Below are 9,059 nucleotides of genomic sequence, written 5' to 3' on the forward strand. Positions count from 1 at the left end.
TGGTATGCCAAGGACTGGCACTCATTCCTTTGTTGCTAAATTTAATAATATTGTCCACTATCGTCATGTTAATAACCATGATTTGGTACCACAAGTTCCATTTAAATGGATGAATACAAATTCTAAAAAAGAAAGCAATGTTCCTCTACCATTGGAAATATTAAAAGGTACGTCTCCTTTACTCTATGTGGCCGATTCATTGTTTAATAGAGTTACTGATGACGACAATGATAACTATCACCATCATGGCAATTTGGTTCAACTATTAACCTATAGTATTGAAAAACACCAACCAAAAAAGGTAAAGCAAGTGTTGCTTACGCCTTACCAAACACATATTAAAAGCATGACGTTTGCGATTGATAAGCAAGATGACTCATTTATTTTAGCTGACTCACTGCGCAAAGAACATGTTGATATTAATGGTTATGCTAGCACCATTATCGATTCAGGGTTAGATCATATGATGTCAGAATATATACCAAACTTAAAAGCACAGCTTAATATATTATTGAACGATTATTTATCTAACACATATAAAGAAGCAAGTGACGAGTTAGAGTATACGGAAGCTCATCTTACAAAGGCTTATCACCAGATTTCACATGAACTTGCTGCTAGTCTGAGTATTCCATATCATGTTGGAGAAGCGAAAAGACTCAGTTTAAGACTGGAGCAAGGTATTACGAATACAATTATTTTAAACTTGCAACGGACGAAGAAAGAACTAAATTCGTTAATAAATAATCCTTCACAATTGCCAAGGGAATCATTATTGTTTGGTGATAAAAATGATATAAGTACCACTATCAAGGAACAGTTACAATGAAGACTGGATTTAAAGTTATCTTTGCAGTTATTGGGTTTTTCATAGTTATGTTTTACGTGGTTTATCCGCTAGCGGAATGGTATGAAAGTCGTCAGCCACCGTTTGGATCCTCTTCAGAAGATCAATATATTGTGATTCGAGGGAAAAAACCGATAGATGCAGATATAACCGCTTATGGTACATTTTTTGGCGGTGGTGAAACATGTAAATCATTTTCTTGGAGTGCCTCGGATGGTAAGAAAAGGAAAGGTGGAAAAGCAGATATATTATTTGAACATAACTTTTCGGAAAGTAATGATAGCTATGAGATAAGGCTTCCTTTTCATAATTTTATCTCTTCTGGTTGTGATATGAAATTACACCAAATAGAAGTCGAAGCAAAAAATGATTTTGACCAAGTTGGCTTTGCTAAATTGCGTCTTTATAAGACTAATAAAAATAACGAAAAGCCTTTATCATTTAGTACTTTTATCGAGGCAAAAAATTGTGAGCCATATTACTCTGAAAAGTTCAATCGATGGACAAATGGCTTTGGTTGTTATTACTACATTGATGGTAAGAAAAAAAGCCAAGATCAAGAATTCAACGCCTACACCGTCTACTACGATTTCTCGAAATTTAATAACGACACTGTGATTCATTACGATATTTTAGCCGGTGAGAATTACCGCTCTGAGCCGTTAGTGCAAGAACAAGTCGCTGTAGAGCAATAATTAGGCATAATGAATGTATTCAATGATCACTTGATTACCTTCTATAGAAACATGCTGGATATCACCATCAACACTTATTCGGTTTTTTAAACAGATCGCTTTTACCTCGCTGGTGGCGGTCTGTTTCAAACTCGGTAGTACCCTGTGCGGCTCAATATGTAGATGACGACAGAATTGACTGATAAACGTCATCGATAAAGAGCTATCCCCTCGTAAAAGATGTGAGAACTCAAGTTGAGTAAGGTTAAGTCGCCTAGCCATCTCCATCTGAGTCAAATGCATTTTAGCCTTTTGTGACATCCATACATTGTATAAGGCTTGGCGATCCTCTTCGCTAAACACCATAGTCCATCCTCTTTTTGTTATCACCTTTATTGGTGGTGTGCAGAGTGACAAAAACGAGTTGAGGTAGTGTCAATGAGAGGTTAAGGCCAGTTTAAATTTTTAATCAATTTCCCTACCAAAACTCTTTCCTGCTCTCGGGTTCTTCCTGTTTGTTATCGAGCCACCGTCTCAAAAAATGTAAAGCGTGATTCAGTAGCGCTTACAGCCTGCTTTATGGGTTTTTATACTGAAAGCAGGTTTGTAATATTCCTGTTGTTTCTTTTGGTTTGAAAATTAGTGCGTGGCTCTGATTAAACTGCTTTAAGGATTGTCTGTAGTTATTTTAATCATGATACTGATGAGTCGTGGCTTTTTTACGGTCAGACAATACCTGTCGAATGCGGCCTAATAAAAGCTTGTTTTATTTAATATGCATTAAATACATGCAGTTATGTTTGTCTTGGGTTTTGAGGTTATTGATTTTTAGTGTTTAAAGTAGCTCAGGAATGGGTGATGCCTCTTGGTTGTTAATTCGTTTTCATCCCTTGTTATTTCGTTGTTATTGTTTTCGTTATGAAAATTATTTCGTGATCGTCGTCATTAAAATGAAAGCCAATTCTTTTAATTTGAAATGTAAAGTGGAAGTATAAATACGTACTTTGACACTAAGCCAATAACAACAATGAGGTTTGATTATGGAATGGATAATTCACGGAGCGGAATGGTTTATCGGACTATTTCAAAAAGGAGGAGAGGTGTTTACGGGGATGGTAACCGGTATTTTACCTTTACTAATTGCACTGCTGGTGGCGATGAATGCGCTTATCCGATTGGTGGGTCAAGAACGAGTGGAGAAACTGGCACAGAGTAGTGCTGGCAATCCGATCTCTCGCTATTTGATATTGCCAGTTATTGGCACCTTCATTTTCTGTAACCCGATGACATTGAGTCTCGGTCGTTTTTTACCTGAACGTTATAAACCTTCCTATTACGCGGCGGCTTCATATAGCTGTCACTCGATGAATGGTTTGTTTCCGCACATTAACCCTGGTGAGTTGTTTGTCTATCTAGGTATTGCTAGTGGCCTGACAACGCTCGGTCTGCCGCTTGGACCTCTTGCGGTTAGCTATTTGTTGGTTGGTATGGTGACTAATTTCTTCCGTGGGTGGGTCACTGACTTCACTACAACTATGGTTGAACGTCAACAGGGTGTTCAGTTAGAGCGTCAGGTTCACGTAGGTTAATGGGGCAATAAAAATGACGAAAGTATTACGTATACAGAAAGGTAGTGGCGGTTGGGGTGGCCCATTGGAGTTGCCGATCGAAGCCGATAAAAAGGTGTTTTACATTACGGGTGGTACTCGCCCTGCAATTGTCGACCGTATTGTTGAGCTTACCGGTTATGAAGCGGTTGATGGTTTTAAAACTAGTGTGCCCGATGAAGACATTGGCGTAGCGGTCATCGACTGTGGTGGAACATTGCGCTGCGGTTTGTATCCCAAAAAACGGATACCGACAGTTAATATTCACGCTACGGGTAAAAGTGGACCATTGGCTGAATTCATCACTGAAGATATTTATGTATCGGGTGTGCGTGAGTGTGACATTCAACTAGTAGGTAGCGAGGGTGGATCAATGCAACCACCACTAAGAGATGAACTCTCTAACGAGAGTCTGGCGACAAACAAATACGATACGAGTAAAAAACTAACTCAGCAAAGTGACAGCTTGTTGGCTCGGATCGGCATTGGGATGGGGTCGGTGATGGCGACCTTCTACCAAGCTGGGCGTGAAGCCATTGACACCATTTTGAAAACGGTTTTGCCTTTTATGGCATTCGTCTCCATGCTGATTGGGGTGATCATTGCCTCTGGTTTGGGCGATGTGATCGCGCATGTATTGACGCCTTTGGCGCAAAATCCACTAGGGTTAGTAACGCTCGCGTTGATCTGCTCGTTCCCGCTGCTTTCTCCATTCCTTGGCCCCGGTGCGGTTATCGCTCAAGTTATTGGTGTTTTAGTCGGCACCCAAATTGGTCTTGGCAATATACCACCACATCTCGCGTTGCCCGCTTTATTTGCCATCAATGCTCAAGCGGCTTGTGATTTCATCCCGGTTGGGTTGGGTATGGCAGAAGCTAAGCCGAGAACCGTTGAAATAGGTGTTCCTTCGGTACTGTATTCACGCTTCCTTACGGGCGCACCTACCGTTCTACTGGCTTGGTTTGTGTCTCTATTTATCTATCAATAGGGGGTGAGCAATGTCGCCACTATATCAAGTCAAGATCGAGAGCATTGGTGAGTTTGCCAATAGTGCGTTGGAAGACGATATGATGATCATCTTCAGTAATATTGCCCCAAAAGATGCGGCAGAGTATTGCTTCATCCACTCGCATGACGCACTCAAGGGGAATATCAAACCCGGTGGTGTGATGCAATTGGGAAGGTATCAGTATCCGATTACAGCGGTTGGTGAGGTGGTCAATCAAAACCTTGCAGAACTTGGGCACATTACCATACGGTTTGATGCCTTAGTTGAAGCTGAATATCCGGGTTGTCTTCATGTCAATGGTGAACGACCTCAGCAAGTGCGCTGCGGTGATGAAATTGTCTTTTTAAATTAATAGTCAGTATGGGTGCTCTATGCCTACGATGGGGCACCCTCTAAGTAAGGTGTAAGTTATGAGTAAAGTTGCGTTAGTGGTTGGTGGTGGTCAGACTCTAGGTGAATTTCTGTGCTTAGGTTTGGCTAATGAAGGTTACCGAGTTGCGGTCGCCGATTTAAATGGTTGCAGTGCTGAAAAGGTGGCTAATAGAATTAATCAAGAATACGGTCAGGCTACAGCACTGGGTGTGGAGGTAGATGCCACCAAAGAGCAAAGTGTAGTGAATATGGTTAGGCAAATAGATGAATTTTTTGGACGGATTGATCTGCTGGTTTACAGCGCTGGTGTGGCTCAGGCTGGCAAGATTGACGGTTTTCCATTGACTGCTTGGCAGCTATCGATTGACGTAAACCTAACGGGGTATTTCCTCTGTGCACGAGAAGTATCAAAAGTAATGATTCGTGAACAACGTGGTGGGCGCATTATTCAGATCAACTCAAAGTCGGGTAAAGTGGGTTCAAAGCATAACAGTGGTTACTCAGCGGCCAAATTTGGTGGGGTTGGCCTGACTCAGTCACTTGCGTTAGATTTAGCGGAACACAAAATCACGGTGCATTCTTTGATGTTGGGTAACTTGTTGAAAAGCCCTATGTTCCAATCACTGCTACCTCAGTATGCGAAAAAATTGGGTGTACCGGAATCAGAGGTTGAACAGATTTATATCGATAAAGTGCCACTTAAGGCAGGATGTGAATATCAGGATGTTCTCAATGTACTGAAGTTTTACGCCAGCGATGAAGCCGCCTATTGTACTGGTCAATCGATCAATATTACAGGCGGTCAGGTAATGTTCTAATCCATCCCCCATGGATTAAGCCCTATGCTCCTAGAATAAGGGCAGCTTATATTGGGCAGGCGTTATGCTTGCCCCTTTTTGACAAGAGGTATGAGATGGACTCAACAACTGTACTTATTTATTTTGCTGCAGGAGCTTGGATGATACAGATCGTCTTAGGTTATTTGCAGATTCGATCTTTTAATCGGATGCTTCAATCTATGACTCACAAAGGGAAAATCAAGATAGGCCGTACCCAAAGCCGATGGAAACCGCGTACAGTACTGGTGTTGGTTGAAGATGAAGCTCAGCATGTTGTAGATGCCCAAGTGATGAAGGGTATTTCTGTATTTGCTAGACCAAAGACCCTAGATCAACTCATTGGTCAATCACTACCTATCCCTGAATCACTCATATTTCAACTGGATTCTAATGTTCAAGAAGCGTTAAACGTCGCAATTTCTAGGCAGTAATGAAAGAATGTTCCCCCTTTTCCTTTTAAGTTGAAAGGGAACTGTTATAAACTGCTATCAGTTTAATAATGAAGTTGATGCTATGAATTTAGATAACAGAAGAGCGCAGTTGCTGGATTATCTGCGTGTTAATGGAAAAACGTCAGTGAACGATCTGGCGGATACCTTTGAAACATCAGGAGCGACAATACGCAGTGATTTACGTTCGTTAGAGGAAGAAGGGCTTGTTATTCGCCGTTACGGAGCAGCTGAAGCTTGTATCGCTAATAGCGTCATTTTGGAAGACCGTTCGATGGATGAAAAGCAGACGGTGAACCTTGAACGTAAATGCTTAATCGCTAAAGCCGCTTCACAACTGGTCAAGGACGGGGATTCGATCATTCTGGACTGTGGCAGTACCACACTGCAGATGGTGCCGCATTTTGAACAGGTGATGTCACTCACATTGATGACGAACAGTATTCACATCGTCAACGCGGTAGCGAATTTGGATGCGGAACATACTGTATTGGTTCCGGGCGGAACGTATCGTCGAAAATCAGCGTCTTTCCATGGCACGCTGGCAGAGCAAGCATTTAAACAGTTTTCTTTCGATAAACTCTTTATTGGTGCTGATGGTTTTGACCTTGCGCAGGGAACAACAACCTACAACGAAGCGTATCAAGTCAGCCAGGCGATGTGCCAAGCAGCCAATCAGATCATTGTCGTGACCGATTCAAGTAAGTTTGGCCGTCGTAGCCCTAACGTGGTGGTTCCGCTAGATAAAATCGATATAGTTGTCACAGATAACCTTATCGCAGCAGAGGATCGGACGTATTTGGAAGAGAAAGGTATCCAAGTCATCACCGTTGGCTCCTAAGTCACTCCATAAACCCCATTTATGAAAGGAGGCCAGTTGGCTTTCTTTTTTATTTTGTCGTCGATTTCAATTTTTTACTTTTAAAATAAAAGTTATCGGTGATTGAATTCACGCTTTTCTCTTTTGCCTCTTTTTCAATATATCAATAACGGAAACACTCCAACTATCCCCACATAATTTAAGAGCCGAAGGTATGGATTGGATAATCGAGGGAGCGGAATGGTTTATTGGTCTTTTTGAGAAAGGCGGTGAAGTGTTTAGCGAAATGGTGGCACAAGTACTCCCAGTGCTGATCTGTTTATTAGTTGCCATGAATGCGCTGATCCGTTTTATTGGCCAACAGCGCATAGAAGTGTTAGCTCAGAAAAGTGCGTCTAATCCTATATCTCGCTATTTGCTCTTGCCGACAGTAGGAACCTTTGTTTTTTGTAATCCCATGGTGCTCAGCCTAGGGCGTTTCTTACCTGAAAAGTACAAACCTTCTTATTATGCCTCTGCCTCCTACAGTTGCCACACCATGAATGGTATGTTCCCTCATGTAAATCCTAGTGAATTGTTTATTTATCTAGGCATTGCCGCTGGGATCACTCAACAGGGCTTATCGCTCGGTCCTCTCGCTATTTCCTATTTACTGGTCGGCTTAGTGACCAACTTTTTACGCGGTTGGGTAACCGATATGACGACTATGTTTGTGGCTAGACAACAAGGTGTAGTATTCAGCGATAAAGTCGATCTTAACGTGGTTGAGGAAAAGTGATGACGGTATTGAAAGTAAACCGAGGCCAGGGTGGATGGGGTGGCCCGCTATTCATTCCGGTTGAGGTTGACAAGAAGATCATCTATATCACAGCAGGGACTCGTCCCCATTTTATTGATGAGATGGTGGCGTTGACGGGCATGCAAGCGGTTAACGGCTTTGAACACTTCGTTCCCGATGAACGAGTCGCTTGTGTAGTGATTGACTGTGGTGGCACATTGCGTTGTGGGCTTTATCCCAAAAAAGGTATTCCGACATTAAATATCCATGCTACAGGTCAAAGTGGCCCTTTGGCACAATATATTCAGGAAGATATTTATGCATCTGGCATACACAGTGGTTGTTTTTCCTTGGTAGACGATCACAAAACCACGTTTTGTGAACCAAGCCTATCTCAGCCCCAGTCCATTGACACGACCAAGAAGCTTAGCCAACAAACAGATAGCTTACTGGCTAAAGTGGGGATCGGTATGGGCTCGGTGATGGCGACCTTTAATCAGGCTGGGCGTGAAACCATTGATACCGTACTTAAAACCATTCTGCCTTTTATGGCGTTTGTTTCAATGTTGATTGGGGTTATTCTCGCGTCTGGGTTAGGTGATTTAATTGCTCATACTTTGGAGCCATTAGCAGGGAACCCGATCGGTTTACTGACGATTGCCTTGATCTGTTCATTTCCGTTTCTGTCACCCTTTCTTGGACCAGGTGCGGTGATTGCGCAAGTGATCGGTGTACTTATCGGGACTCAGATCGGTATGGGAAATATCCCACCGCACTTAGCATTACCCGCTTTGTTTGCCATAAATGCTCAAGCTGCTTGTGATTTCATCCCTGTAGGGCTTGGCCTTGCAGACGCTAAGCCCGAAACGGTACAGGTCGGTGTGCCTTCGGTACTTTACTCTCGTTTTCTTACAGGTGCGCCAACGGTGCTGATTGCTTGGCTTATCTCATTCTTCATTTATCAGTGAGGGCATATGCTTCAGTATCAAACGACGATTTTGTCCGCTGGCGATTATGCTAAAGACTCACTGCATGATGATATGGTGATTTTATTCGGCCCGAGCGCCCCTGATGCGGTGAAGGAATATTGCTTCATACACTCTGGATCTTCGTTGTATGGATTGATTGACCACAACACCACTTTATTAATTGGGGATCTCGGTTTTGTTGTGACGGCAGTCGGCAGTGTGGCGAACCAAAATCTTGCGGAGCTTGGGCATGTAACACTTAAATTTGACGGTCAGCGAATCCCAGAATTGCCGGGTACCATCCATTTACTCGGTCCTAAATTAGAAGTGCTTCAACATGGTGATGTGCTGATGTTTGGTTAAAATGGTGGAATGTGGCTTGATTGTGATTAGGCATATCTAAGAAAAAAGGCTCCTGTTTTAAAAGGAGCCAAATAGCCTGTCTCTTATACACAAATCCCCAAGCCTCTGCTTGGGGATTTTTTTGAACTAATTTTATGTTTCATGATCTGATCATCTAAGCAATAACAAGGATGATTAGAATGACTTATATAGAACCAACCCTCTGGGCACAAAAGCAATTTGGTCAAGCTCACCTCAATGACCCAAGACGTACTCAAAGACTCGTTGCCCTAGCAGCCTCTCTGGCCGAGCAACCTGGCGTACCGGTCTCGAAACTCATCATCTCCCCTGCTG

General features: G+C 42.6%; 12 protein-coding genes and 1 pseudogene. 12 read left to right on the forward strand and 1 reads right to left on the reverse strand.

Annotated elements, in window-relative coordinates; all coding sequences use genetic code 11:
- Together AACU59_RS00975 and AACU59_RS00980 are read left to right on the forward strand one after the other, a co-directional pair.
- Positions 1–829: pseudogene (locus tag AACU59_RS00975) on the forward strand (lipase); the annotation flags it as partial.
- Positions 826–1,542: a hypothetical protein gene (locus AACU59_RS00980; protein WP_115340070.1), complete on the forward strand. Its 717-nt coding sequence runs from the start codon at positions 826–828 to the stop codon at positions 1,540–1,542. The pseudogene AACU59_RS00975 and the gene AACU59_RS00980, both read left to right, overlap by 4 nt.
- Here the strand turns inward: AACU59_RS00980 and AACU59_RS00985 are convergent, their stop codons facing one another.
- Positions 1,543–1,887: a helix-turn-helix domain-containing protein gene (locus tag AACU59_RS00985; RefSeq protein WP_029388105.1), complete on the reverse strand. Its 345-nt coding sequence runs from the start codon at positions 1,885–1,887 to the stop codon at positions 1,543–1,545.
- 674 nt (positions 1,888–2,561) lie between these two features.
- Here AACU59_RS00985 and srlA (AACU59_RS00990) point away from each other — a divergent pair.
- The 10 genes from srlA (AACU59_RS00990) to AACU59_RS01035 form a co-directional block, all read left to right on the forward strand.
- Complete coding sequence (gene srlA / locus AACU59_RS00990) at positions 2,562–3,110, forward strand: PTS glucitol/sorbitol transporter subunit IIC (protein WP_038148604.1); 549 nt, start codon at positions 2,562–2,564, stop codon at positions 3,108–3,110.
- A 13-nt stretch (positions 3,111–3,123) separates the two neighbouring features.
- Positions 3,124–4,116, forward strand: coding sequence for a PTS glucitol/sorbitol transporter subunit IIB (gene srlE, locus AACU59_RS00995; protein WP_094144654.1), 993 nt, complete (start codon positions 3,124–3,126; stop codon positions 4,114–4,116).
- A gap of 10 nt (positions 4,117–4,126) precedes the next feature.
- Positions 4,127–4,489, forward strand: coding sequence for a PTS glucitol/sorbitol transporter subunit IIA (locus AACU59_RS01000; RefSeq protein ID WP_013868507.1), 363 nt, complete (start codon positions 4,127–4,129; stop codon positions 4,487–4,489).
- A 58-nt stretch (positions 4,490–4,547) separates the two neighbouring features.
- On the forward strand, positions 4,548–5,327 hold the full coding sequence (gene srlD / locus AACU59_RS01005) for a sorbitol-6-phosphate dehydrogenase (RefSeq protein ID WP_013868508.1): 780 nt from the start codon (positions 4,548–4,550) through the stop codon (positions 5,325–5,327).
- A gap of 95 nt (positions 5,328–5,422) precedes the next feature.
- Entirely contained in the window at positions 5,423–5,779 is a 357-nt protein-coding gene (locus AACU59_RS01010) for a transcriptional regulator GutM (protein WP_094144653.1), read from the forward strand.
- 82 nt (positions 5,780–5,861) lie between these two features.
- Positions 5,862–6,638, forward strand: coding sequence for a glucitol operon DNA-binding transcriptional repressor SrlR (gene srlR / locus AACU59_RS01015; protein WP_013868510.1), 777 nt, complete (start codon positions 5,862–5,864; stop codon positions 6,636–6,638).
- Positions 6,639–6,831: 193 nt separating this feature from the next.
- Entirely contained in the window at positions 6,832–7,395 is a 564-nt protein-coding gene (gene srlA / locus AACU59_RS01020) for a PTS glucitol/sorbitol transporter subunit IIC (protein WP_017045367.1), read from the forward strand.
- Positions 7,392–8,363, forward strand: coding sequence for a PTS glucitol/sorbitol transporter subunit IIB (srlE, locus tag AACU59_RS01025; protein WP_094131810.1), 972 nt, complete (start codon positions 7,392–7,394; stop codon positions 8,361–8,363). The genes srlA (AACU59_RS01020) and srlE (AACU59_RS01025) overlap by 4 nt, the downstream gene beginning before the upstream one ends.
- Positions 8,364–8,369: 6 nt before the next feature.
- Positions 8,370–8,726: a PTS glucitol/sorbitol transporter subunit IIA gene (locus AACU59_RS01030; RefSeq protein WP_013868513.1), complete on the forward strand. Its 357-nt coding sequence runs from the start codon at positions 8,370–8,372 to the stop codon at positions 8,724–8,726.
- Between the two features lie 188 nt (positions 8,727–8,914).
- A partial coding sequence (locus tag AACU59_RS01035) for an IS4/Tn5 family transposase DNA-binding protein (RefSeq protein WP_443281753.1) occupies positions 8,915–9,059 on the forward strand: 145 nt, incomplete at its 3' end.

Origin of the sequence: Vibrio sp. V23_P3S9T160 (assembly GCF_963886625.1) — a bacterium.
Taxonomy (GTDB): Bacteria; Pseudomonadota; Gammaproteobacteria; order Enterobacterales; family Vibrionaceae; genus Vibrio; species Vibrio anguillarum.

Excerpts from the sequence above, each read along its gene's own strand:
- AACU59_RS00980 (WP_115340070.1), top strand. The coding sequence starts at position 826 with ATGAAGACTGGATTTAAAGTTATCTTTGCAGTTATTGGGTTTTTCATA.
- AACU59_RS00985 (WP_029388105.1), bottom strand. The coding sequence starts at position 1,887 with ATGGTGTTTAGCGAAGAGGATCGCCAAGCCTTATACAATGTATGGATG.
- srlA (WP_038148604.1), top strand. The coding sequence starts at position 2,562 with ATGGAATGGATAATTCACGGAGCGGAATGGTTTATCGGACTATTTCAA.
- srlE (WP_094144654.1), top strand. The coding sequence starts at position 3,124 with ATGACGAAAGTATTACGTATACAGAAAGGTAGTGGCGGTTGGGGTGGC.
- AACU59_RS01000 (WP_013868507.1), top strand. The coding sequence starts at position 4,127 with ATGTCGCCACTATATCAAGTCAAGATCGAGAGCATTGGTGAGTTTGCC.
- srlD (WP_013868508.1), top strand. The coding sequence starts at position 4,548 with ATGAGTAAAGTTGCGTTAGTGGTTGGTGGTGGTCAGACTCTAGGTGAA.
- AACU59_RS01010 (WP_094144653.1), top strand. The coding sequence starts at position 5,423 with ATGGACTCAACAACTGTACTTATTTATTTTGCTGCAGGAGCTTGGATG.
- srlR (WP_013868510.1), top strand. The coding sequence starts at position 5,862 with ATGAATTTAGATAACAGAAGAGCGCAGTTGCTGGATTATCTGCGTGTT.
- srlA (WP_017045367.1), top strand. The coding sequence starts at position 6,832 with ATGGATTGGATAATCGAGGGAGCGGAATGGTTTATTGGTCTTTTTGAG.
- AACU59_RS01030 (WP_013868513.1), top strand. The coding sequence starts at position 8,370 with ATGCTTCAGTATCAAACGACGATTTTGTCCGCTGGCGATTATGCTAAA.